This window comes from Micromonospora sp. SCSIO 07396, from assembly GCF_053667945.1.
On sequence record NZ_CM132210.1, the window covers coordinates 2,299,289 to 2,324,152 of the forward strand.

The following is a 24,864-nucleotide window of genomic DNA, read 5'->3' on the forward strand; positions in this document are numbered from 1 at the left end:
TGCGGTCTTATCCGTGCGTGCTGATTTCGGCGGGCCGGGGCAGCGCCCGGGAGCCGGTCAGCACCCGCGCCACCACCGACGGGACGAGCAGCCGGTGCGGCGGGTCGATCAGGTTGAGCACCCGCAGGAACGCCGCGCCCAGCACCGGGTCGGCGGTGGCGGCGGCGTGCAGCCGGTGCACGTAGGCGTTGGTCAGCCGGACCTGCGGCGACCGTGGGCCGGGGACCCCGGGGAACCGCAGGTCGGTGCCGACCGCGATGGACCACGGCATGTCGATCACCCGGGCGGCGCGCCGGAAGAACCGCCGGGCCGGGGCGGACGGCCCGGCGGGCAGCAGCCGGGCCAGCTCGACCGCCTGCAACGCGGCGACCGTGATGCCCTGCCCGTAGATCGGGTTGAAGCTGCACAACGCGTCGCCGAAGACCAGGTATCCGGCGGGGAAGTCGCGCAGCCGCTCGTAGCGGCGGCGGACGCTGGCCGGGAAGCGCATCCGGGCCGGCGTGCCGAGCGGGCGGGCCTGCCGCAGCAGCGCGCCGATCTCCGGTGCCGGCAGGCTGTCGGCGTAGGCGAGCAGACCGGCGTCGTCGAGCGGCGGTTCCTCGCCGAACATCCCGCTGAGCGCCACCGCGAACCGGTCCTGTTCCTGCACCGCCACGATCCCGCCCCGGGAGCGGCCGGGCACCGCGTTGGTGAGGACCCCGAGCAGCCCGTCGAGCTGCTGCGGTTGACGTTGGTAGAGCCTGGTGACGTAGGTCAGCCCGACCGGCACCTGTTCCTCCGGTGCGGGGCGGTAACCGAGTTCCGCCAGCCACACCGGGCTCCGGGTGCCCCGCCCCCCGGCGTCGACCACCAGTTCGGCGGAGAGCTCCCGGGTGGTGGAGGGGCCGTCGGCCCGGCGGTGCACGCGTACGCCGGTGACGCGTCGCCGGTCCGGCGTGGTGGTCAGGCCGGTGACCTCGTGGCCGGGCAGGACGGTCACCCCGGGCAACGCGGTCACCCGGTTGCGGATGACCTGCTCCAGCAGGGGGCGGCCCACCCCGACCGCCAGCAGCCCGGACGTCGCCTGCCGCATCCGGTAGCCGTCGTTGTACCAGCGCACCTGGCCGTGCAGGTCGACCAGAGGAGCGCCGAGCGCGGTCAGCTCCCCGGTGACCCCGGGCAGCAGCTCCTCCAGCACCTGTCGGCCCCGGTCCAGCAGCACGTGCAGCTGCCGGCCCTGCGGCACCCCGCGGCGGCTGGCGGCCTGCTCGGGCAGGGGGTCCCGGTCGACCAGGGTGACCCGGCCGTAGGTCGCGCTGAGCACGCGGGCGGCCAGCAACCCGCCGATGCTCGCGCCGACCACCACCGCACCGTCGGTCGCCATGTTCTGACTCTAGGTGTACGGGTGCCGCCCTGTCGTCTCGTAACGTGCGCAACATCGACCATTGACGTGGTCTGGCTGCCGGGACCGCCCGGTCTACTACCGGGCCTACCGTGACCCGGCCGACCGGACGGCCGGCTACGAGTACTACCGCGCCTTCGACACCGACATCGCCGACAACCGGGCCCAGGCCCCGGCCAAACCGGTGACCCTGCCGGTGCTGGCGAGGGGTGCGGCGTTCTCCTTCGGCTCCGGGGTGGCCGCCTCCTACCGACAGGTCGGCACGACGTGCGGCAGGTCGTCGTACCGGACTCGGGCCACTGGGTTCCGGAGGAGAATCCGCAGTTCCTCGTCGCCTGGTCCGTCGTCGGATGCCCCGTACCCCCCGCGCGGGGCACCCGGCGACGGGCCGCCCGGGTCAGGCCAGCGCGTCGAGCGCGGCCAGGTCCGCCGGGGTCAGCCGTAGCCGGGCGGCGGCCATGTTCTCCTCCAGGTGCCGTACCGAGCTGGTGCCGGGAATGACCAGCATCGTCGGCGAGTGGGCCAGCAGCCAGGCGATGGCGATCTGCGCGCGGGTGACGCCGTGCCGGTCGGCGACCCCGTCGACGGTACGCCGTTGCGCGGCGCTGAAGTCGGGCCCGAGCGGCAGCGGCGGCCGCCCGTGCCGGGCACCGAGCATCCCCGCCCCCAGCGGGAAGTACGGCACGAAGGCGATGTCCTCCTCGACGCACCGCCGCAGCACGTCGTGGCACTCCCGGTCGAGCAGGTGGAACCGGTTCTGCACGGCTGCGATCGGGATCGTCGCCCGCGCCTGGTCGAGCTGCCTGACGGTGACGCCGCTGAGCCCGACGGCGCCGATCAGGCCCTCGTCGCGCAGCCGCACCATCATCGCGAACGACTCGGAGAACCGGACGTCGCCCGGGCGCAGCAGCCCGTCCCCGCCGACGCGCAGGTAGACCAGTTCCAACCGGTCCCGGCCCAGCCGGCGCAGGTTCTCCTGCACCTGCCGGCGCAGCTGGTCGGGCGCCCCGGCGGGCACGAAGTCACCCCACCTGTCGCGCACTACCCCGATCTTGGTGCCGATCACCAGGTCGTCGGGGTACGGGTGCAGGGCCTCGCGGATCAGGTCGTTGGCCACGTGCGGGCCGTAGAAGTCGCTGGTGTCGAGGTAGTTGACCCCCAGCTCGACCGCCCGGCGCAGCACGGCCAGCGCGCCCGCGTGGTCGTCCGAGGGGCCGAAGGAGCCGGGACCGGGCAGTTGCATGGTGCCGAAGCCCAACCGGTTGACGCTCAGCTCGTCGCCGAGCCGGAGCCGGCCGGCCTCCGGCGCGAGCCTGTCCGACAGTGTCACCCTTGCTCCCCTCGGGGGACGCCGCACCCCGCGACGCCCGTGTGTGCGGGCTGCCCGCCCGGCGGGGGACACCCGCCGTCCGTCGGCCATCCTCGCGGACAACGGGGACGGCATCGCGCAGGTCGACGCAGCGTGTCGCCGCTCGGGTCACCCTGGGTGAGTGCGGGTGCGGTACGGGTGGCTCAGGTCAGCGCAGCGGGCGCGGTCCGAAGTCGAGTGCCCGGTCCACGCCGATGTGGAAGAACCAGCAGGCGGCCACGAGCGCCAGCGGCGTCCACCCGGCCGCGTCGAGGGCGTGCGCGAGGCCGTACCCGGCGAGCAGGACGAACGGGGCGACGTAGGTGTGCCCCAGGTTGTAGACGACCGCGCCGACGTGGTGGTCGACGGCGTAGCCGAGCATCGACAGGTCGAAGACGAGGAACAGGGCGAACAGCCACCACCAGGCGAAGCCGGTCAGCACGACGAGGACGACGGCCGCCACGGCGACGGCCGCACCCTCGACGCGGTAGAGGACGGGCACCGGGGTGGCCGGTGGTGGGGTGCGGGCGGGCCCGGCCCTCATCGGCCCTTCCAGTTCTCCAGGGCGGACACGACGCTGTCGACGGCCCGTTCGTAGCTGCGTTCCAGGTCGGCGGAGAGCGCGAACGCACCGGCGGTCTCCAGGCTGACGAAGCCGTGGATGACCGTGCGCAGCAGCCTGGTGGCGTCGACCGCGTCGTCGCCGAGCAGCCGGTAGCCGGCGAGCACCCGGTAGACCACCTGGACGGCGGCGTCGCTGACCTGCTGGTCCTCGGCGTCGGCGGGGTCCGGGGCCCGTACGGTCATCGGGTACTGCACCGGGTTCTGCCGCGCCCAGCTGCGGTAGGCGGTGGCGAGGCTGCGGACCGCGTCGTCGCGGGCCCGGCCGACGCACGCCTCGGCGAGCGTCGCGGACAGGTCCGCCTTGGCGCGGAGCATGATGCCCCGGCGGAGTCCCGGGAGGCCGTCGATGTGCTTGTAGAGCGACGGGACGCGGACGCCGAGGCTCTCGGCGAGCGCGGCGAGGGTCAGCTCGTCGTGCGGGCGCGCTTCGAGCAGGTACGCGCCGCGTGCGACGACCGCGTCGGTGGTGAGGCCGGCCCTAGGCACGGGTGCTGATCCGGGTGAGGAAGTCGAGCACCGCGCCGGTGGTCCGTTCGGGCTGCTGAGACTGCGGGTAGTGGCCGGCGTCGGGCACCATGACCACCTCGCCGTGCAGGGTCTCGCCGATCCATGCCGCCTCGGCCGCCGGGTCGGTGAAGTCGGGGTCGCGTTCACCCATGACGACCAGCACCGGGGTGTCCACCTCGGTGAGTCGTGCCTCGGCGGGCCGGTGGTCGGTCTGCCGCGCGGTGCGGGAGAACGCCGCGCCGTGGCCGGGCTGGCGGAGCTTGGCGACGACGGCCGCCCGGTACTCGGCGAAGTCGGCCGGTTTGGCACCGGCGTAGAGGGTGGGCAGGTAGGCCTTCCAGACGGCTGCCACCCAGAGCGGGGACGTCAACAGGTGGAACAGGGCCCGCATGCCGGGGGCCTGTCGGGGGTTTCGGACGAACGGCCCGATGAGCACGAGCCCGCGGACCTGCCCGGGGTGCTCGGCGGCGACGATGACCCCGGCGCCGGCGGCCAGCGAGTTGCCCACGATGACGGCCGGCCGGCCGAGCTCGTCGATCAGGGCGCTGACGTCGGAGGCGGTCTCGGGGTCGCCGTAGGAGGTGAAGGTGGTGTCGCTGTCGCCGTGGCCGCGCAGGTCGGTGGTGGCCACCGTGTAGCCGGCGGCGGCCAGGGCCGGGGCGAGGAACCGGTACGACGAGCGCAGCTCCGCCATGCCGGGGACGAGCACCACGAGGGGGCCGTCGCCCTGGAGGTCGTAGGCGATTCGGCCCTCGGGGCGGTGCAGGTAGCGGGTCGGTGGGCGGGCGCTGCTCCGGGCGACGGTCATGAAGCTAGCCTAGCTAGCTCAAAAGCTAATCGCAATAGCTTTCCCGGGTGGGGTGACCTCCGACGCCCGCTCCCACCAGGGGATCACGTCGCACCGGGCCGGCGTGCGGGAATCGGCGACCCCCGCACGCCCGCAGGCTCTCGAACCGGACCGACGGCACGACGACCACCGGACCCCCCGGACGGTCGGCGACGGGTCACAACCGGACCAGACCACCATCGGCCATGATCGTCTGCCCGGTGACGAAGGCGGCGTCGTCGCTGGCCAGGAAGGCCACCGTGCCCACCACGTCCTGCGCCTCACCGGGCCGCTTGATCGCCTGCATCGCCGCCACATGCTCCTGCGCCGCGCCGGCCATCGGACTCTCCGCCAGCCCGGGGGTACGCGACAGCGTCGGCCCGACCGCGTTGACCGTGATGCCGTACGAGGCGACGTCGCTGGCGAGCGCCCGGGTGAACCCGATCACCCCCATCTTGCTGGCCATGTAGTGGGTGAACCCGGGAAGCGCCAGGCCGACCGAGTTGGAGGTGAGGTTGACGATCCGCCCCCACCGCACCCGGCACATGTGGTCCAGCACCGCCTTGGTCATCAGGAACTGTGAGTCGAGGTTGACCGCCAGCACCCGCCGCCACGCCTCGTACTCCAGCTTGAAGATGTTCTTGGCCGGATAGATGCCGGCATTGTTGACCAGGACGTGGCAGCCGCCCATCCCGGCGGTGATCTCCGCGCCGATCCGGGCCACGTCGTCGGGGTCCGAGACGTCCCCGGTGATGCCGAGGGCCTTGCGCCCCTCACCCTCCACCAGCGCCACCGTCTCGACCGGGTCGGCCAGATCCACCGCCACCACGTCCATGCCCCGGCGGGCCAGGCCCTGACAGATCGCCTGCCCGATGCCCCGCCCCCCGCCGGTCACCACGGCGATCCGGGTATCCGTGTCGGCCATCAGCCCCACCCCTTCGCCGTGGCGTCCTGCTCGTCGACGACCGCCCGGGACCGCCCGGTGGCCAGCCGCAGCGCACCCGACGGGCAGAGGTCGACCGCGACCCGCGCCTGCCCGGCGTCGTCCGGTTGCCGGCGCAGCAGCACCCGGCCGTCCTCGCTCTGGTCGAACAGTTCCGGGGTGGACAGCACGCACTGCCCGGCGCCGATGCACAGGCCCCGGCTCACCACCAGCGTCGTCGGTTCCTCGGTGCCCACCTGGTCGCCCCCACTCACCGCAGCCTCCCTCACCAGGTCACCGGCAGCCGGTCCAGGCCGTAGATGTTCGACTCCTTGCGGAACGGCAGGCCGTCGAGCTCCTCGGCCAGCCGCAGCCCGGGGATCCGGGCGAACAGGGTACGGAACACGATCTCCAGCTCGGCGCGGGCCAGGTTCTGCCCGATGCACTGGTGGATGCCGTAGCCGAAGGCCATGTGGTGCCGGGCCCCCCGGCGGACGTCCAGCACCTCGGCGTCGGGGAACACGTCGCTGTCCCAGTTCGCCGAGGCGAACGACAACAGCAACCCGTCACCGGCCCGGACGGTCACCCCGCCGACCTCGATGTCGGCGGTCGCCACCCGGGGCAGCGCGTCCACGACCGTGAAGTAGCGCAGCAACTCCTCCACCGCCAGGCCCATCGCCGCCGGGTCACCGGTGACCTCGGCGAGCTGGTCGGGGTTCTCCAACAGTCCGGCCACCCCGAGGGAGATCATGCTGGCGGTGGTCTCGAAACCGGCCACCAGCAGCAGCATCGCCAACCCGACGAGCATGTCGTGGTCGAACAGCGGGGTCTGCCGGTTCTGCACCACCAACCGACCCAGCAGGTCGTCGGTCGGCTCGGCCTCCTTCGCGCTGACCAGCCGGTCCACGTAGGCCCGCAACTCGCTGCTGGTCTGCTGCCGCTGCTCGGCGGAGACCGTCCGGCGCAACTGGGCGTCGGCGCTGCGGACGATCAGGTCGCGGTCCTCGTACGGCATGCCGAGCAGCTTGGTGATCATCGAGGCGGGGACCGGCAGCGCCAACGCGGCGACCAGGTCCACCGGTTTCGGCCCGGCCAGGATCGCGTCGATGCACTCGTCGACGGTGCGCTGGATGTGCGGACGCATCTCCTGCGCCCGGCGCAGCGTGAAGTCACCGATCAGCATCCGCCGCTGCGGGCCGTGCTCCGGCTGGTCGAGCCCGATCAGTGAGCGGCCGACCGCGGCGATGTTGCGTCGGGTCTGCGGGGTCACCGGCTCGGTCAACGGCAGGTTCGGGTGGAACCGGTTGGCGCTCACCCGCGGATCGGTCAACAACCGACGGACGTCGGCGTAGCGGGTGACCAGCCAGGCGAGCTGCCCGTCCGGCACCCGGACCCGGCTGACCGGCGCCTCGGCGCGCAATCCGACGTACTCGGGGGCGGGGGCGAACGGGCAGGTCCGGGGCATCGGGAAGTCGGGTGTCTCCCCGGTGGACGCCGCATCGGCGGCGTATGTGCTGTTGACGGTCATCACGGTCCTCTCGGTGTGTGGGTCGGTGGCCCCGGACGGCGGCCCGGCCCCCGGAACCGACCCGGAATCCGGCGTCGACCGGGGACGCGTCGGGGTGGCACGGGCCGGCTCATCCCGGGTGCCGGGCGAGGTGGGCGAGCAGCGCCGCGGAGAGCCGGTCCGGCACCTCCTCGGGCACCCAGTGCGACACCCCGTCGAAGGTGAGGAACTCGTACGGGCCCTTCACCCAGGCGCCGGTGCCGTGCGCGGCGACCGGGCCGACGCCGATGTCGTCGCTGCCCCAGACGTACAGCGTCGGCACCTCGACCGGCCCGGCCTCGACGTCCTCCGGCCGGGTCGCCCGGTACCAGTTCAGCGCGGCGGTCAACGCGCCGGGCGCGGTCAACCGGTCCAGGTACGTGGCCAGCTTCACCGGCCCCGCCGCGCCCAGCATCCGGCGCAGGAACGCGGCGTCGTCGGCCAGCAGCATCCCCTCGGCCTGCCCCGGCTGCCGGAACATCGCCAGGTACGCCGAGCGGCGCTGCTGGTCGACGTCGGTGGCCAGCGCGTCGGCGAACGGCCGGGGATGCGGCACCGACACGGCGGTGAAGGTGCGCAGCAGCTCCGGGTGCCGGTCGGCCACCGCCCAGCCGATCGCCGCCCCCCAGTCGTGCCCGACCAGGTCGAACCGGTCCCAGCCGAGCTGCCCGGCGAGCGCGACGACGTCGGCGACCAGGGTGTCCATCCGGTACGCGTCGACCTCGTCGGGGCGCACCCCGGGGGAGTAGCCGCGCTGGTCGGGCGCGACGGCGTGGTAACCGGCCGCACCCAGCGCCGCGAGCTGGTGCTCCCACTCGACGGCACCCTGCGGGAAACCGTGCAGCAGCAGCACCCCCCGGCCGTCGGCGGGACCGGCGCTCAACGCGTCGAAGGTGCCGGCGTCGGTGGTCAACCGCAGCGACCCGGTCATACCGGCCGCCCGGCCCGCGCGGCGGCCACGTCCCGGTACTGGTCGACCAACCGGTGCAGCGCCGGGACCAGGTCGTTCGGGGTGGGCAGGCCGGCCACCTGGGTCCGCAGCCGTTCGGCGTTCGCCTTGAACGACGGGTCCTTGAGTACCCGGGCCAGATCCTCGGCGAGGGCCTCGGAGGTGAGGTGGTCGGCGTCGGCGACGAACCGGCCGGCGCCCTGCTGTTGCAGGCCGTTGGCGTGGGCCAGCGGCCCCCACCACTGGAACCCCCAGTGCGTCCCCGGAATGATCAACTGCGGAACGGCCTGCTCGATGGCGGTGGCGAAGGTGCCCGCCCCGCCGTGGTGCACGATCGCCGCGCAGCTCGGCAGCAGCATCGCCAGCGGCACGAAGTCGACCACCCGGACGTTGTCCGGCAGCTTCGGGATCGTGGCGAGCTGCTTGGCGTTGAACGTGGCGATCACCTCGGCGTCCAGCCCGCTCACCGCGTCCAGCAGGTCGGCGGCCGGAGCCTCCGTGCCGCGCCCGTTGCGGTGCGACTCGCCGAGGGTGAGGCAGATCCGGGGCCGCTGCTGCGGCTCGCGCAACCAGTCGGGGATCCGGGCCGGCGGGTTCACCGCGATGTGCCGCACCGGCACCAGGTGCAACCCGTCGGGCTGGTACTGCCACGGCGGCATCGGGTCGATGGTGAAGTGCCCGACGGCGACGTCCTCGTCGAACCGGGTGCCGTAGCCGCCCAGCACCCGGTCCAGCCAGTCGCGCAACGGGTCACCCTGGTCCCGGGCGGCGCGGCGCAACTGGGTGATCCCGTCCGGGCCCATCATCATCCGGGCGTGCGGCACCCCGCAGACGGTGGCGGCGGCCGGCGCGGCGTACACCATGGAGTCCCAGACCACCAGGTCGGGCCGCCACGAGGCGATCAGCGCGACCAGGTCGGCGATCATCTCGTCGGTGGAGAACAACGCGAAACCCCAGGACGCCCGGGACAGCTTCTCCAGCGGATTGTCCCGGGGGAAGTCCTGCTGCAACGGCATCTCCTGGCGTTCACCGGGCGCCATCACCACCGGGGGCGCCTCGCCGGGGCGTACCCCGGGGTAGAAGGCCGGCATCTCCGTGCGCGTCCGACCCACCTCGACCGGGACGAACCCGGCCGCGATGATGGCGTCGGCGATCTCGGGCTGGCTGGCGACGCGGACGTCGTGTCCGGCCGTGCGCAGCGCCCACGCCAACGGCGTCATGATGTGCAGGTGCGCCTTGTTGGCGTGCGGCACGAAGAGCACTCTCATCCGGTCTCCTCAGCTCGGTGTGGCTCGGCAGGGCGGAGGGTGACCGGCACCCGGGCACGGTGCTGCGCCCCCCGTCGACCTCCTCCCCACCATGATCTCGGCCCCGGCGGGCCCGGACATCTCCATACATGCCCTTTCGTCGGCGGCGACCGGGCATCGTCGAAGTAGGCAACCCCCACTGAGCTGTCCATACTCGACGCACAGGCGGCCCCGTCCGACGCACCGGCCGCCCGCCGGTCGGATGCCCGACCCGCCGGTGTCGCCACCGTCGCGGTCACGCCGCACCCCGCCGCCCGGCCACCGCCCCGCCCGGCCCCTCCCTGCCCGTACGACGAAAGGGACACCCATGTTCGCCGACGCCGACCCCGCCCTGATGGAACCCCGCGACTTCGCCCGACTGGTCACCGCCACCCCGGTCGACGAACTGCGCCGGGTGATGGGCGGCCCGCACCGCCGCACCATCCTCGACGGCATCTTCGTCCGGATGCCGACCCTGTTCCGCGCCGACCGGGCCGGCAGCACCGAGGCCGTCCTGCACTGGAGCGTCGGCGACCGGCGCGAGGGCACGGTGGACACCTACGAGATGGTCATCGCCGGAGGTGAGTGCGTGCTGTCGGAGCGGCCGGACCGCGAACCCCGGCTCACCCTGACCCTCAGCGACATCGACTTCCTGAAACTGGTCAGCAGCAACGCCAACCCGGTCACCATGTTCGTGCTGGGCCGGATGAAGGCCAAGGGCGACCGGGGGCTGGCCATGCGCATCCCCACCCTGTTCGACATTCCGAAGCCCTGACCGGACACGGGGGCGGGGGCGCACCCGGTGCGCCCCCGCCCCCGTGTCACCCCCCACCCGCCCCCGTCGACGGGCGGCGGGTGGCCGGGCCGCCCCACCGGCCCGGCCGGTGGGTCAGCCGGCGAGCCGGCGGCCGACGTCCTCGCGGAGCTGCTTCTTGTTCACCTTGCCGACCGCCGTGAACGGCAGCTCGTCGACGGTCACCAGCAGCTCCGGCAGCTTGAACGCGGCCACCCCGGCCCGCTGCATCACCGCCCGTACGTCCTGCAGGGCCACCGTCCGGCCGGGCTGCGGCACCACGTAGAGGCAGACCCGCTCACCCAGCTCGGCGTCCGGCATGGCGACCGCGGCGGCCAGGCTCACCGTGTCGAGCTGGTAGGCGAAGTTCTCCACCTCCTCGGCGGAGATCTTCTCGCCACCCCGGTTGATCAGGTCCTTGTCCCGACCCTCGATGACCAGGTTCCCGTCGGGCCGCAGCCGGACGATGTCCCCGGTGTTGTACCAGCCGTCGACGAACGCGCGCGCGGTCAGCTCCGGCGACCGGTAGTAGCCGCGCGGCGTGTACGGCCCCCGGGTCAGCAGCACCCCCGGCTCGCCGGGCGGCACCGGCCGGCCCTCCTCGTCGACCAGCCGCAGCTCGTCGTCGGGGCAGATCGGCCGGCCCTGGCTGTGGCACACCACGTCCTGCGGGTCGTCCGGGCGGGTCAGGCAGAGCAGCCCCTCCGCCATGCCGTAGACCTGCTGGAGATCGCAGCCGAGCACCGGCGTCACCCGCTGGGCCACCTGGTCGGCCAACCGGGAGCCGGCGACCTGGACCCGGCGCAGCGAGCTGAGGTCCCGGTCCGGGTCCTTCTCCCGGTACTCCAGCCAGCGCTGCACCGCGGCGGGCACCAGCGAGGTGAAGGTGGCCCGTTCCCGCTGCACCGCCTCGAACGCCCGCTCCGGCGCGGGCGACGGCAGGATCACCACCCGGCCGCCGGCCAGCAGCGTGCCCAGGATGCCCGGTCCGGCCATCGGATAACCGTGCGCCAGCGGCAGCACCGCCAGGTAGACAGTCGTCGCGTCCACCTCGGACAGTTCGGCGGCACGACGCATCATGTAGCCGTAGTCGTCGTGGGTCCGGGCGATCAGCTTCGGCACCCCGGTGGTGCCGCCGGAGAGCAGGAACAGGGCGACCGCCGAACCGGCGGGCGCGGCGGCGTCGAGCGCCGACCGGGCCGCCGCCGGATCGTCCGCCGGCCGGCACAGCCGCCGCAGGTCGACACTGTCCGCGCGGACGTCCGCCCCGGCGACCAGCACGTGCCGCAGGGTCGGCGCGTCGGCGGCCACCCCGTGGGCCAGCGCCTGGTGGTCGAACTCCTTCAACACATCCGGTACGACCAGCGCCCGCGCCCCGGTCAACGCCACGATCGCGGCGATCTCCTGCCGCCGGTGCGCCGGCAGCGCCATCACCGGGACCGCGCCCAGCCGGAAACAGGCCACCGTCAGCACGACGAACTCCCAGCAGTTGGGCAGCTGCACCACCACCCGGTCGTCGGGACGTATCCCCAGGTCCCGCAGGCGCTCGGCGGCACCGTCGGCGCGGGCGGTCAGCTCGGCGAAGGTGAGGCGTACCGGGCCGTCGACCAGGCACGTGACGGTGGGGTCGGCGTCGGCGGCGGCGTACAGGTACGCCCCGAGCGGCCGGCCCGCCCAGTAGCCCTGGTCGGTGTACCGCGCCACCAGCTCCGGCGGCCACGGCACGGTCCCGTCGAGGGTAGGTCGGGTCGCTTCTGCGGACATGTCGGGCCCTCCCGATCCGATCGGTCGACACGGCGCACCGGCGTCGGAGCCCGGGCGGCGCGACGCGAAATCGTGTGTCGAACTCGCGGGGAAACCGTACGGAGGCGTGCCGCCGAGTTCCTTCTCCCGCATTGCGCTATTGCCCGCCCCGGCATTAGCGGAGGTCACCGCCGGTCCTGCGGGCCGTCCGCCGGCCGGGACGATCGCACTCAGGAAGGTGCCCCCCCGATCGGCCAAGGAACAGGATGTTTCGCAGTTGAGGTCAGCGTCCGGACCTGACCGTCACCGCGACATTTCCGAAGGACAGCGACCACCGCATCCGGCTGTGTTCCGGATGCGGTCGGCGATGTGGAGAGGAGCCTGGACGTGAGCCAGGATGGGGAATTTTCTGACGCCGTGGCCATTGTCGGAATGAGCTGCCGGTTCGCCCCTGACCTTGACTCGTTGGAGAAGTTCTGGGCATTTCTCATCGGTGGTCGACATGCCGTGAGCGCCATGCCCGACAAGCGGTGGGAACCGTACGCCTCGACCAGCCCCCAGGCCACCGCGATCCTGCGGAAGACGACCCGGCTGGGCTCATTCCTCGACGACATCGAGGGATTCGACGCGGACTTCTTCGGCATCTCTCCCCGGGAGGCGGACTTCCTCGACCCGCAGCAGCGGATCGTGTTGGAGTTGGCCTGGGAGGCGCTGGGCAACGCGGGTGTGCCGCCGTTGTCGCTGCGCGGTTCGGACGCCGGTGTCTTCGTGGCGGCCAATTCCAACGACTACGGCCGTCGGCTGCTGGAGGACATCCCGCGCACCGGCGCCTGGGCGGTCAACGGCACCACCTACTACGGCATCGCCAACCGCATCTCGTACTTCCTGGACCTGCGCGGGCCCAGCATGGCGGTGGACACCGCCTGCGCCGGTTCGCTCACCGCGCTGCACCTGGCCTGCCAGAGCCTGCGCGAGGGCGAGATCCCGCTGGCCGTCGTCGGTGGGGTCAACATCATGGCCAGCCCGACCCTGTTCGTCGCCCTGGACGCGGCCGGGGCGACCGCCCCGGACGGGCGCAGCAAGGCGTTCGCCGCCGACGCCGACGGCTACGGCCGGGGTGAGGGTGCCGGCGTGGTGGTGCTCAAGCGGCTGGCCGACGCCCGCCGCGACGGCGACGAGGTGCTCGCGCTGATCCCCGGCAGCGGGGTGTTCCAGGACGGCCGTTCCGACGGCATGATGGCGCCCAACGGCTCGGCCCAGGAGCACATGCTCCGGGTGGCCTACGAGCGGGCCGGCATCGACCCGGGGTCGGTGCACTACGTCGAGGCGCACGGCACCGGCACCCCGGTCGGCGACCGGGAGGAGGCCAAGGCGCTGGCCGCCGTCTTCGGTGCCGGGCGGCCCGCCGACGAGCCGTGCCTGGTCGGCTCGGTGAAACCCAACATCGGTCACGTCGAGGCGGGCTCGGGCATCGCCGGTGTGATCAAGGCGGTGCTGGCGCTGCGGCACGCGGAGATCCCGCCGAGCCTGCACCGCGAGCCGAACCCGGACTTCGACTGGGCCGGTTCCGGGCTGCGCCTGATCGGTGAGCGGTCGCCCTGGCCGGCCGGTGACGGTCCGCGTCGGGCCGGCGTGTCCAGCTACGGCGTCGGCGGCTCCATCTCGCACGTCATCCTCCAGGAGGCGCCGCCCGCCCCGACCGCCGCCGCCGGGGCCACGGCCACCGACGCGGCGGCCGGCACGGTGTCGGTCGAGACCACCGCCGGCACCCGGGCGTCGGTGTACCCGCTCTCGGCGATGTCCGAGGCCGGGGTGGCGGCGCTGGCGGCGCGGACCGCCGACTGGCTGACGGAGCACCCGGGGGCGTCCCTGCCGTCGGTGGGGCACACCCTGGCGCACCGCCGCTCGCACCTGCCGCAGCGGACCGCCGTGCTGGCCGCCTCGCCCGGGGAACTCGTCGAGCGGCTGCGGGAGGTGGCCGACGGCCGTACCACCCCGCAGGTCGCCCGGGGCCGGACGGTGGCCGACCCGGCCCCGGTGGTCTGGGTCTTCTCCGGGCACGGCGCGCAGTGGACGGGCATGGGCCGGCAGTTGCTGCGCGACGAGCCGGTCTTCGCCGCCGCCGTGGACGCGCTGGCCGAGGTGTTCCGCGAGGAACTCGGCTGGACCCCGCGCGAGGCGCTCACCGCCGGTGGGCCGTGGACCGGCGTCGAGGTGCAGGCATTGACCTTCGCCACCCAGGTCGCCCTGGCGCAGACCTGGCGGTCCCGGGGGCTCACCCCGGCCGCCGTGATCGGGCACTCGGTGGGGGAGATCGCCGCCGCGGCCGTCGCCGGCAGCCTGGACGTGCTGGCCGCCGCCCGGTTCGCCTGCCGGCGGGCGCGCGCCCTGGAGCGCCTCCAGGGCCAGGGCGGGATGGCCATGGTCGGGCTCGGCTTCGACGAGGCCCGGCAGCGGCTCGCCGGTCAGGTCGGCGTGGTCGCCGCCATCTCGGCCAGCCCCACCTCCACCGTGCTCTCCGGGGACCGGGAGGCCGTCGAGCAGATCGTGACGCACTGGCGCGAGGAGGGGGTGGCGGTGTGGCGGGTCGACACCGACATCGCATTCCACAGCCCGCACGTGGACGCGGCGGTGGCCGAGGTCGCCGCGGCGGCCGGCGCGCTGCACCCCGAGACGCCCCGCACCCCCCTCTACAGCACCGCGCTGACCGACCCCCGGTCGACCGCGGCGCGCGACGGCGCGTACTGGGTGGCGAACCTGCGCGAGCCGGTGCGCTTCACCGCCGCGGTGACGGCGGCGGTCACCGACGGGTACCGGGTCTTCCTGGAGGTCTCCACCCACCCGGTGGTCACCCACTCCATCGGGGAGACCCTCGCCCACCTCGGTGTCGAGGACGCCACCGTCGTGCACAGCCTGCGCCGTGACACCGACGAGGACAACGCCCTGCTGGCCGGCCTGGCCCGGCTGTACTGCGCGGGCGCGGCGGTGGACTGGGCGCGGCTGCACCCGACCGGCTCGCTGCTGCCGATGCCCTCGGTGGCCTGGCAGCACCGGCCGTACTGGATCTTCCCGGAGGCCCGGGTCGAGTCCGGTCCCGGCGGTGGGCACGACCCGGAACGGCACAGCCTGCTCGGCGGCCGGATGACGGTCTCCGGCGCACCGCCCCGGCAGGTCTGGCAGACCTACCTGGACATGTCCTCGCGGCCCTACCCGCTCGACCACGAGGTGGTCGACGTCGAGATCACCCCGGCCGCCGTGCTGATCAACAGCTTCGCCCTGGCCGCCGGGGAGGACGGCCGACTGCCCGCGCTGGCCGACATCGTGCTGCGGACGCCGCTGGCCGTCGCGCCGCCCCGGGTGGTGCAGATCGTGCTGTCGGAGAACACCGCCCGGCTGGCCACCCGGGTCGCCCCGCAGGACGGCGCCCCCGTCGTCGACGACGAGGAGTACGAGTGGATCACCCACTCGACGGCGACCATCGACTGGAGCACCGAACTGGTCGACGGCCGGGTGGACGCCGACGAGGTGCGGGCCCGGTGCCCGCAGGAGTGGTCCTGGCAGCGGGTCGACGAGATGTTCCGCCGGATGGGCGTCGGTGGCTACGCGTTCCCCTGGGACGTGGTGGAGTTGCGCCGCAACGACGAGGAGCAACTCGCCGACATCGTCATCGTGCCGCCGCCGGCGCAGACCGCCACCAGTTGGGCGCACGTCATCGACGGCGCGCTGACCATCAGCGCGGTGCTGGTCACCCCGGAGTACGCCAGGCACCAGTGGATGTCCTCGCACATCGAGTCGGTGGTCTTCAAGGGGGAACCACCGGCCCACATCACCGTCCACTCGGTGCGCTCCCCGCGCTCGCCGCAGGACACCGTCGACGTGCAGGTGGCCAACGAGCACGGCGAGGTCGTCTGCCAGGTGCGCGGCCTGCGGTTCTCCGCCATCTCGGACACCGACAGCGCGGTGGCCGCCCCCCGCGAGCTGGTGCACGAGGCGGTCTGGCGGCCGCTGGACCTCGACGTCGACGGCACCGCCACCGACCTGTCCCGGGTGGTCGTCGTCGGTGACGACGCCGCCGGAGACCTGGCCGGGGCGCTGGCCGACGCCGGGCTGCCGACGGTGCGGGTGGACGGTCCGGACGAGCTGGCCACGGTCGGTCTCACCCCGCGCGACGCGGTCCTGGTCGCGCCGGGCGTCGGTACCGCCGACGAGTCGGCCGAGCAGGCCGCCGAGCGGTGCGGCTGGACGTTGATCCGCAGCGCCCAGGTGTTGATCGAGGTGCAGGCGGCCGGGGGTGACCCGGCGGCGCCGCAGCCCCGGCTGTGGTGCCTGACCCGGGGTGTCCGGCAGGCGGTGGGGGAGCGGTCGCTGGCCCACGCCCCGCTGTGGGGCATCGCCCGGATCTTCGCCGGGGAGCACCCGGACCTGTGGGGCGGGGTCGTCGACCTCGCCGACGACGCCGACGTCCCCGCCGCCGTGGTCGCGACGGTGCTGCGCCGGCTCACCGGCGACGAGGACATCGTCTCCGTCGACGGTGGCGGGGCGGTGGCGGTGCAGCGGCTCGCCCAGGTCGAGCGGCCCGCCGACGGCACCGCGTTGCAGTGCCGGCCGACCGACACCTACCTGATCACCGGTGGGCTCGGCGCGCTCGGGCTGATGGTGGCCCGGTGGCTGGCCGACCGGGGGGCGAGGCGCATCCTGCTCGCCGGCCGCCGGGGTCTGCCGCCGCGCGCCGACTGGGACGGCGACCACGACGTGCGGACCCGCCGGCAGATCGACGGGGTGCTGGAACTGGAGGCGCTCGGGGTGACCGTGCGGACCCTGGCGTTGGACATCACCGACCCGGTGGAGGTCGCGGCGGCGCTCGACCCGGCCTCGCACGGCATGCCGGCGGTACGCGGCATCGTGCACGCCGCCGGCGTGGTGCGCGACGCGATGGTGGACAAGGTGGACCGCGAGGGGCTGCACGACGTCCTCGGGCCCAAGGTGAACGGGGCGATGGTGCTGCACCGCCTCTTCCCCCCGGGCACGCTGGACTTCTTCGTGATGTTCTCGTCCTGCGGGCAGTTCACCAGGCTGACCGGGCAGACCACCTACGCGGCGGCCAACTCGTTCCTGGACGCCCTCGCGGCGCACCGGCACGCCGACGGCCACACCGAGACGACCAGCCTCGGCTGGACGTCCTGGCGCGGGGTGGGCATGTCCGAGTCGATCTCGTCGACCATGCTGGAGGCCAACTCGCGCGGCCTGGACGCGATCTCGGTGACCGAGGCGTTCCGGGCCTGGGCCTTCGCCGACCGGTTCCACAGCCCGTACCACGCGGTCCTGCGGGTGCTGGCGCCGACGACCAACGCCCCCCGGCTGCCGATGCTGCGGGAGCTGACCGCGACCCGTTCGACCACCGAGGCCGGCACCGGCCAGACGTTCAGCGTCGACTGGGCCGACACCCCGGAGCAGGAGCTGCGCGAACTGGTCACCGCCGACGTGCGGGAGCAGGCCGCCGCCGAGCTGAGCCTGGCCGCCGAGGACCTGGAGCTGCGTCGGCCGCTGGTCGAGCTGGGGGTGGACTCGGTGATGACGGTGGCGCTGCGGGTGCGTCTGCAGGGCCGCTACGGCCTGGAACTGCCGCCGAACATCCTGTGGAACAAGCCGACCATCGCCGCCCTGGCCGACCACATCGTCGACAGTCTGCGCCCCGCGGAGCCGGCCGACGACGACCCGGCCGACGACCCGGCCGCGCTGCGGGTGGGCTGACCCCCACCTGCGGCGATCCCGCCGTACCCCGGCCGGTGCACCCACCGGCCGGGGTACGGCATTCCCCTGTCCGGCCGACGGAAACGGATTCTCGGAAACGGTCTTCGACATCGCAATCGGGGAGATGTCAGCGCTGTCGCACCGCCGGAGGATAGGGGACGGACGGACCGTTCGGGGGTGAATGTGTCCACTGTCCGCAGTAGTCACAGGAGAGGAAGCGACCACGATGTCCACTGGTACCCAGGTGGCTCCGGCCATTGACGGAGAAAAGGCGCTCGACGCGTATTACGGGTCGTTCACCAGCGCTCAGGAAAAGGAGGTCCTCACCGTTCCGTTGCGGCTGGTGGAGGCCTGGTCCCGCAACGACGCCGCCGGGGTGGCGAATGCGTTCACCGAGGACGGCGTGATGATCCTGCCCGGGGACGTGTTCAAGAAGGGCCGCGACGAGATCCGCGCGTTCATGGCCGCCGCGTACGCCGGGCCGTTCAAGGGCACCGGCGTCACCGGCCGGCCGGTCGACGTGCGGATCATCGCCGACGACGCCGCCCTGATCCGTACCCACGGTGGCATCCTCGCCGCCGGCCAGACGGAGATCGCGGAGGAGTTGGCCGTGCGCTCCACCTGGGTCGTCGTCAAGCGGGACGGCCAGTGGCAGCTCGCCGGCTACCAGAACAGCCCGCGCGGCGCCGGCGCGACGCTGCGCTGGTGACCGGGCATCCACTCGGACAGGAGGAGGCAGCATGAGCACCGAGGGCGCGTCGCTCGTGGCCGGCGCCAAGCAGTGGGCCTCGTACTACGGTGACTTCCCCAACGGGGTGGAAGGGGCGGTGCTGACCGCGCCGCTGCGCTGCCGGGCGGCGTGGGACGCCAACGACGCCGAGGGGTTCGCCTCCCTCTTCATCGACAACGGCAGCATGCTCGTCGGCGACAACCAGCTGATGAGCCGCGACGAGATCCGGACGTACCTCGGCGAGCTGTTCGCCGGACCGTACAAGGGCTCCCGGCTGACCCTGGAGTTCAGCGAGATCCAGGTCGTCTCGGAGTCGATGGCGCTGGCCGTCAGCGTCGGCGGGGTCGTCTACGCCGACGCCGACGCCCTCGCTCCGGCCGACAACCTCCGGATCATGTGGGTCGTCGTCAAGCGGGACGGCGACTGGCGGATCGCCTCCTACCAGAGCAGCCCGATCACCGGCTGAACCCGGCTCCGGCCAGAGCCGGAGCGGGCAGCGGGCCGGCCAGGGTCGGAACGACGAAGGGGTCGTTCCGGCCCTGGACGACGAGAGGAGAAGAGGGACCGATGACCACGACCATGGCACCCTGGGGGGACGCCTCGGCGCTGCTGGCCGCCGCCGGCGTCCCCGAGGACCCGTCCTACTACCGGGGGTACACCGACGCCGACGAGCGGGCGGTGTTGACGGTGGCCATGCGCATCCAGGCGGCCTGGGCGGCCAACGACGCCGACATGTTCGCCGACGTGTTCACCGACAACGGCAGCCTGTTGATGCGCGACGAGCAGCTCACCAGCCGGGAGGAGATCCGGGCGTACATGTCCCGGGGCTTCGCCGGGCCGCTGCGGGGCGCCCGGGTGAAGGGTTGGCCGGTCGAGGTCACCTTCCTCACCGACGACGTCGCCCTGGTGGTGACCGAGGGCGGCATCATCATGGCCGGCCAGGACGACATCGCGCCGGAGAACTTCATCCGGGCCACCTGGGTGATGCTGCGCCAACCCGACGGCCAGCTCCGGCTGGTCTCGCACCAGAGCAGCCCGATCAGGGGCTGACGCCGGCGCGGTCGACGACGACCGCCCGACCGCCGGGGTCGTGGTGACGACGGGATGCCGATCACGGTCACCACGGCCTCGGGGCACGCCCGGTGGGGACCGCCCGGTCCCCGCCGGTGGCGCGGTGACCCGCGACGACAACCGAGAACCTGACCTTGGAGGGTGCAGTGGTGTACGACTACGTCATCGTCGGCGCGGGATCAGCGGGGTGTGTCCTGGCCGCCCGGCTCACCGAGGACCCCGACGTCACGGTGTGCCTGATCGAGGCGGGTCCCCGGGACACCGCCGACAACATCCACGTCCCGGTGGCCTTCGGCACCCTGTTCCGCACCGCCCTGGACTGGGACTACGACACCCACGAGGAGCCGGCGCTGGGCCGGCGGCGGGTCTACCTGCCCCGGGGCCGGGTGCTGGGCGGCACCAGTTCGATCAACACGATGGTCTACATCCGGGGCGCGCGTGGCGACTTCGACGGCTGGGCGCAGCCCGGCTGGGACTTCGACGACCTGCTGCCGTACTTCAAGCGGTCCGAGGACAACGAGCGTGGGGCGTCGGTCTACCACGGGGTCGACGGGCCGTTGGCGGTCTCCGAGGGGCGGGCCAACAACCCGATGTCGTCGGCGTTCGTCCAGGCGGCCACCGAGGCCGGCTACGCGGTCAACGACGACTTCAACGGCGCCACCCAGGAGGGCTTCGGCTTCTTCCAGCTCACCCAGCGCGACGGCCGTCGGGAGAGCACCGCGACCGCGTTCCTGCACCCCGTCCTGGACCGGCCCAACCTGACCGTGGAGACCAACGTCCACGTGCACCGGGTGCTGATCGAGAACGGCCGGGCGGTCGGGGTGACCGGCACCCGGCTGGACGACACGCTGACCGTCAGTGCGTCGCGGGAGGTCATCCTCGCTGCCGGGGCGTACAACTCGCCGCAGCTGCTGATGCTCTCCGGGGTCGGCCCGGCCCCGCTGCTCGGCGCGCTCGGCGTGCCGGTGCTGCTGGACCAACCGCAGGTGGGGCAGAACCTCCAGGACCACGCGCTGATCCCGCTGGTCTACACCCACTCGCAGCCGATCAGCCTGCTCGCCGCCAACCAGCCCGAGCACCTGCAGCGCTTCATGGCCGAGGGCCGTGGCCCGATGACGGCCAACGGGCCGGAGGCCGGCGGCTTCGTGCGGACCCGCGACGACCTGACCGCCCCGGACGCGGAGTTCCTGGCCGCGCCGGTGATGTTCGCCGACAGCGGGCTGGGCACCCCCACCCACCACTCGATCTCGTACGGCCCGTCGATGATCGCCCCGCGCAGCCGGGGGTACGTGCTGCTCGCCTCGGCCGACCCGACCGCCAAGCCGAAGATCGTGCACAACTACTTCCAGGACGAGCGCGACCTCGACGACGCGGTGGCGGCGACCCGGATCGGCATCCGGATCGCGCAGCAGAAGGCGCTGGCCCCGTACACCGAGGGGCAGTTCGCCCCGCCGGCCTCGGACTCCGACGAGGACCTGCGGCACTACGTCAGGCAGTACGCGCACTCGATCTTCCACCCGGCGGGCACCTGCGCGATGGGCACCGTGGTCGACGAGCAGTTGCGGGTCAACGGGCTGGAGGGGCTGCGGGTGGTCGACGCCAGCGTCATGCCCACCCTGGTCCGGGGCAACCCGAACGCCGCCGTGATCGCCATCGCGGAGAAGGCGGCGGACCTGATCGCCGGGGTCGCGCCGCTGCCCCGGCAGGCCGAGGCGGTCGCCCGGTGACCGCCTGCCCCGTTGTTCGTCCCGGTGGACGGCGTCCCGTCCGTCGACCGTACCCGTGCACAGGAGGAGTGAGATGACCAGCGCGACCGAGGCCCCCCCGAGGGACGAACTGGTACGCCGCGCCAGCGGGCTGGTGCCGCTGCTGCGCCAGCACGCGAGCTGGCAGGAGGAGAACCGGCGGCTGCACGACGAGACGGTCGAGGCGTTGGCCGACGCCGGCCTGTTCCGGATGCGGGTGCCGCGCCGCTACGGCGGGTACGAGTCGGACACCCGCACCCTGCACGAGGTGATGGTGGAGTTGGGCCGGGGCGACGGGTCGGTGGCCTGGACGGCGTCGGTGTGGGCGATCCCCGGCTGGATGGTCGGGATGTTCCCCGACGCGGTGCAGGACGAGGTCTACGCCACCCCCGACGTGCGGATCTGCGGGACGTTGAGCCCGTCGGCCAGCGGCACCCCGAAGCCCGGCGGCGGGATGGTGCTCAACGGCAGCTGGAGTTTCATCAGCGGCGCCCTGCACAGCCACTGGCAGGAGGTCATCGCGATGGCCCCCGCCCCGGACGGGGTGAACCAGTGGCCGGTGATGGCCCTGGTGCCGCTGTCCGACCTGGAGATCGTCGACGACTGGTACACCGCCGGCCTGCAGGGCTCGGGCAGCATCACCACGGTGGCCCGGGACGTGTTCGTGCCGCAGGAGCGGATCGTGCCGATGCCCGCGGTGCTCCAGGGGCAGAGCGCCTCGGCGCTCAACCGGGACCTGCCGATGTACCGTAACCCGCTGCTCGGGGTGGCGAACGCCTCCTCGGCCGGCACGGTGATCGGGCTGGCCCGGGCGGCCCGGGAGTTCTTCCTGGAGCGGCTGGACCGCAAGATCACCTACACCGACTACGCGACGCAGCGGGAGGCTCCGGTCACCCACCTCCAGCTCGCCGAGGCGACCATGAAGATCGACGAGGCCGAGTTCCACGCCCAGCGGATCACCGACCTGGTCGACACCAAGGGCGTCAGCGGTGAGCCGTGGACGCTGGAGGAGCGGGCCCGCACCCGGGCCGACATCGGGGCGATCTGCCAGCTCGGCCGGGCCGCGGTGGACCTGCTCGGGATGGCCAGCGGTGGCTCGTCGATCCTGCGCCAGGCCCCGATGCAGCGGGTGGTCCGGGACATGTACGCGGTCAACCTGCACGCGCTGATGGTCCCGTCGACGAACCTCGAACTCTACGGGCGGGTGCTCTGCGGGCTGGAGCCCAACTCGCCGTACATCTGAGTGTTGTCCGCCGGACGCGGCGGACGGTGGGAAGAAACGGACCCGCGGCACCGACCGGTGCCGCGGGTCCGCCCGCATGTGCGGTTCGTCACATGTCGGGGCCACCGGCGCCGAGCACCGGACGGACCTCGACCAGGCCGAAGTTGGCCTCCGGGATCCGGGCGGCGTGCCCGACCGCCTGCTCGATGGTGTCGCACTCGATCAGGTAGATCCCGGCGACGTACTCCTTGACCTCGGGGAACGGGCCGTCGGTGGTGCTGATCTTGCCGTCGCGGACCAGGACCTTCTTGGCCTGACCCTGGTCGGCCAGGGCCTCGGAGACGATCAGCTCGCCCGACTCGGCCAGATCCTCCACCAGCGACATGTGCGCCTTGAAGCCCATCTCCCGCTCGGTGTCGGACATGTTCTGCCAGGCGTCCCGGGTCTGCTGGTTGTGGCTGATCATGATCAGGTACTTCATGGGTGCCTCCTGAAGGCTCGAACTATTTGCTTACCCGTATGTCGAAACCAACGAGCCAGCTTCGACATCCAGGCAGAAGCGCACGTGACGTGCGCCGATGTCGAGGAGGGCACCATGAGCACCGGTACCACACCGAGTTCGGACGAGGCGCTGGACGCGTCCGCGGACCGGCCGGACCCCCGTCGGTGGAAGGCGCTGGCGCTGCTCGGCTTCGTCCAGTTCATGTTCGTCATCGACATGACCGTGGTCAGCGTCGCGCTGCCGCGCATCCAGGGCGAGCTCGACATGTCCCGGACCGGGTTGGCCTGGGTCGTCAACGGCTACGTGCTGATGGCCGGCGGGCTGCTGCTGTTCGGCGGCCGGCTCGCCGACCTGTTCGGCCGGCGGCGGATCTTCGTCACCGGCGTGGTCATCTTCGCCATCGCCTCGGTCATCTCCGGGGCCGCGATGACCCCCGAGATGCTCATCTACAGCCGTTTCCTCCAAGGCATCGGTGAGGCGCTGGCCGCCCCGGCCGCGCTCGGCATCGTCTTCCTGCTCTTCTCGGCACCGGCCGACCGGGTCAAGGCGGTCGGCATCTGGGGTGGCCTGTCCGGCCTGGCCGGCACCCTCGGCCCGGTCGTCGGCGGGCTCATCGTCGCCGACGCCAGCTGGCGCTGGATCTTCTACGTCAACGTCCCGGTCGCGGTGATCGCGCTGGCCCTGGTGGGTCGGCTGGTCGGCGAGAGCCGGATGGAGCGCACCGGGCAGAAGTTCAACTTCGCCGGCGTGCTGACCGCCACGGCGGGTCTGGTGGCCATCGTCTACGGCCTGCTCCAGGCCGCCGAGCGGTCCTGGCTCTCGCCGCAGGTGCTGCTGCCGCTCCTCGGCGGGCTGGTGCTGATCGGGCTGATGCTGCTGATCGAGTCGCGGGCCGCCGCGCCGCTGATCCCGCTGCGCTTCTTCACCAACCGCACCCGCGCGGTGGGCTACCTGGTCGGCCTGACCCTCTCCTGCGCCTTCTTCGGCTTCACCTTCCTGACCACCCTCTTCGAGCAGCAGGTGCTCGGCTACTCGCCGCTCAAGGGCGGCCTCTCCTTCATCCCGGTGGGCCTGGGCATCGCCTTCGGCGTCGGGCTGTCCACCGGCATGATCCCGAAGTTCGGTGTCAAGCCGGTGATCATCGTGGGTCTGCTCGGCGTGACCGCCGGTCTGCTGCTGCTCAGCGGGATCTCCGTGGACACCCACTACGCCAGCGGCATCCTGCCCGGCATGGTGGTGCTGGGCCTGTTCTTCGGCCTGGCGATGCCCGGCACCGCCAACACCGCCCTCTACAAGGTGGGCACCCAGGACACCGGGCTCGCCTCCGCCATGCAGAACGTGATGCAGCAGGTCGGTGGCGCGCTCGGCCTGTCGGTCCTGGTGGCGTTGGCCCTGCGGCTCGGTGGGGACCGGCTCGCCGAGGGGGTGGAGGCGAGGGCCGCCGCCACCGAGGGCTACGTGCTGTCGTACCGGGTGTCGGCGGTGCTGCTCGTGGTCGTCGCCGTCACCGTGCTCCTGCTGCTGGACAAGATCGGTCTGCAGGGCGACTGGGCGGAGCCGGCCGCCCAGACCGACGCCGGGTCGGCCACCGCTGACACCCCGTCGGATGACCCCGGTGCCGTCGGCACCTCCGTCGACGACCGGTCCAGCGCCCCGCACAAACGCTGACCGGTCGGCGTCCGGGCCGTTGCCGCAGCCCGGACGTCGTATCCGTCCCGACCTGACCCACCCCCCAGGGTCTGTGCGGGACGTGCCGGCCGGCCCTCCCTCGGGCCGGCCGGCACCCGGGGCGGTCGGCCCGCCCCGGCGCGCCACCCGGACCGTCCCCCCGGTCCGGGCCGGAGAAGCCTGCCGTCCCCCCGGCAGGCGTCAGCCCCGCCGGATCCCCCTTCCGGCGGGGCTGACTCGGCCCGCGCGA

At 73.0% G+C, this 24,864-nt stretch carries 20 protein-coding genes; 8 read left to right on the forward strand and 12 right to left on the reverse strand.

What is annotated here, in order from left to right:
* Positions 1–7: 7 nt before the first annotated feature.
* From ACWCHM_RS09640 to ACWCHM_RS09685, 10 genes are all read right to left on the reverse strand, one after another.
* Positions 8–1,363 (reverse strand): FAD-dependent oxidoreductase, encoded by a 1,356-nt coding sequence (locus ACWCHM_RS09640; protein ID WP_454222155.1) that lies wholly within the window; start codon positions 1,361–1,363, stop codon positions 8–10.
* A gap of 415 nt (positions 1,364–1,778) precedes the next feature.
* On the reverse strand, positions 1,779–2,711 hold the full coding sequence (locus ACWCHM_RS09645; protein WP_421488191.1) for an aldo/keto reductase: 933 nt from the start codon (positions 2,709–2,711) through the stop codon (positions 1,779–1,781).
* A 187-nt stretch (positions 2,712–2,898) separates the two neighbouring features.
* A complete protein-coding gene (locus tag ACWCHM_RS09650) occupies positions 2,899–3,273 on the reverse strand; it encodes a DUF4260 family protein (protein WP_204960453.1) in 375 nt (124 codons plus the stop codon).
* Positions 3,270–3,839 carry a TetR/AcrR family transcriptional regulator gene (locus tag ACWCHM_RS09655; protein ID WP_204960454.1) on the reverse strand — a complete coding sequence of 190 codons (570 nt, stop codon included), beginning with the start codon at positions 3,837–3,839 and terminating at the stop codon, positions 3,270–3,272. The genes ACWCHM_RS09650 and ACWCHM_RS09655 overlap by 4 nt, the downstream gene beginning before the upstream one ends.
* A complete protein-coding gene (locus ACWCHM_RS09660) occupies positions 3,832–4,668 on the reverse strand; it encodes an alpha/beta fold hydrolase (RefSeq protein ID WP_454222156.1) in 837 nt (278 codons plus the stop codon). The genes ACWCHM_RS09655 and ACWCHM_RS09660 overlap by 8 nt, the downstream gene beginning before the upstream one ends.
* Before the next feature lie 196 nt (positions 4,669–4,864).
* The gene (locus ACWCHM_RS09665) at positions 4,865–5,611 is read right to left on the reverse strand and encodes an SDR family NAD(P)-dependent oxidoreductase (RefSeq protein ID WP_204960456.1); all 747 of its coding nucleotides are present in this window, start codon (positions 5,609–5,611) and stop codon (positions 4,865–4,867) included.
* Positions 5,611–5,865: a ferredoxin gene (locus tag ACWCHM_RS09670; RefSeq protein WP_372446011.1), complete on the reverse strand. Its 255-nt coding sequence runs from the start codon at positions 5,863–5,865 to the stop codon at positions 5,611–5,613. Before ACWCHM_RS09670 ends, ACWCHM_RS09665 begins: the two co-directional genes overlap by 1 nt.
* Before the next feature lie 29 nt (positions 5,866–5,894).
* Positions 5,895–7,136, reverse strand: a complete 1,242-nt coding sequence (locus ACWCHM_RS09675; protein ID WP_204960457.1) for a cytochrome P450 — start codon at positions 7,134–7,136, stop codon at positions 5,895–5,897.
* 109 nt (positions 7,137–7,245) lie between these two features.
* Entirely contained in the window at positions 7,246–8,073 is an 828-nt protein-coding gene (locus ACWCHM_RS09680; protein ID WP_374760084.1) for an alpha/beta fold hydrolase, read from the reverse strand.
* 8 nt (positions 8,074–8,081) lie between these two features.
* On the reverse strand, positions 8,082–9,371 hold the full coding sequence (locus ACWCHM_RS09685; protein WP_204960459.1) for a nucleotide disphospho-sugar-binding domain-containing protein: 1,290 nt from the start codon (positions 9,369–9,371) through the stop codon (positions 8,082–8,084).
* Positions 9,372–9,717: 346 nt separating this feature from the next.
* Here ACWCHM_RS09685 and ACWCHM_RS09690 point away from each other — a divergent pair, with 346 nt between their 5' ends.
* On the forward strand, positions 9,718–10,164 hold the full coding sequence (locus ACWCHM_RS09690; protein ID WP_204960460.1) for an SCP2 sterol-binding domain-containing protein: 447 nt from the start codon (positions 9,718–9,720) through the stop codon (positions 10,162–10,164).
* 114 nt (positions 10,165–10,278) lie between these two features.
* Here ACWCHM_RS09690 and ACWCHM_RS09695 read toward each other — a convergent pair whose 3' ends face one another.
* Positions 10,279–11,946 (reverse strand): (2,3-dihydroxybenzoyl)adenylate synthase, encoded by a 1,668-nt coding sequence (locus tag ACWCHM_RS09695; RefSeq protein ID WP_454222157.1) that lies wholly within the window; start codon positions 11,944–11,946, stop codon positions 10,279–10,281.
* Between the two features lie 396 nt (positions 11,947–12,342).
* Here ACWCHM_RS09695 and ACWCHM_RS09700 point away from each other — a divergent pair, with 396 nt between their 5' ends.
* From ACWCHM_RS09700 to ACWCHM_RS09725, 6 genes are all read left to right on the forward strand, one after another.
* Entirely contained in the window at positions 12,343–17,676 is a 5,334-nt protein-coding gene (locus ACWCHM_RS09700) for a type I polyketide synthase (RefSeq protein ID WP_443673893.1), read from the forward strand.
* A gap of 226 nt (positions 17,677–17,902) precedes the next feature.
* The gene (locus ACWCHM_RS09705; protein WP_204960463.1) at positions 17,903–18,385 is read left to right on the forward strand and encodes an SgcJ/EcaC family oxidoreductase; all 483 of its coding nucleotides are present in this window, start codon (positions 17,903–17,905) and stop codon (positions 18,383–18,385) included.
* Positions 18,386–18,416: 31 nt separating this feature from the next.
* Positions 18,417–18,872, forward strand: a complete 456-nt coding sequence (locus tag ACWCHM_RS09710; RefSeq protein ID WP_204960464.1) for an SgcJ/EcaC family oxidoreductase — start codon at positions 18,417–18,419, stop codon at positions 18,870–18,872.
* A 101-nt stretch (positions 18,873–18,973) separates the two neighbouring features.
* A complete protein-coding gene (locus tag ACWCHM_RS09715) occupies positions 18,974–19,456 on the forward strand; it encodes an SgcJ/EcaC family oxidoreductase (protein ID WP_204960465.1) in 483 nt (160 codons plus the stop codon).
* Positions 19,457–19,626: 170 nt separating this feature from the next.
* Positions 19,627–21,204 carry a GMC family oxidoreductase gene (locus tag ACWCHM_RS09720; protein WP_204960466.1) on the forward strand — a complete coding sequence of 526 codons (1,578 nt, stop codon included), beginning with the start codon at positions 19,627–19,629 and terminating at the stop codon, positions 21,202–21,204.
* A 73-nt stretch (positions 21,205–21,277) separates the two neighbouring features.
* Positions 21,278–22,465 (forward strand): acyl-CoA dehydrogenase family protein, encoded by a 1,188-nt coding sequence (locus ACWCHM_RS09725; RefSeq protein ID WP_204960467.1) that lies wholly within the window; start codon positions 21,278–21,280, stop codon positions 22,463–22,465.
* 88 nt (positions 22,466–22,553) lie between these two features.
* On the opposite strand, the gene ACWCHM_RS09730 is transcribed toward ACWCHM_RS09725, so the two are convergent.
* Positions 22,554–22,925 (reverse strand): YciI family protein, encoded by a 372-nt coding sequence (locus ACWCHM_RS09730; protein ID WP_204960468.1) that lies wholly within the window; start codon positions 22,923–22,925, stop codon positions 22,554–22,556.
* A 114-nt stretch (positions 22,926–23,039) separates the two neighbouring features.
* Between ACWCHM_RS09730 and ACWCHM_RS09735 the strand changes: the two genes are divergently transcribed.
* Entirely contained in the window at positions 23,040–24,614 is a 1,575-nt protein-coding gene (locus ACWCHM_RS09735) for a DHA2 family efflux MFS transporter permease subunit (RefSeq protein ID WP_281896902.1), read from the forward strand.
* Positions 24,615–24,864 lie beyond the last annotated feature (250 nt).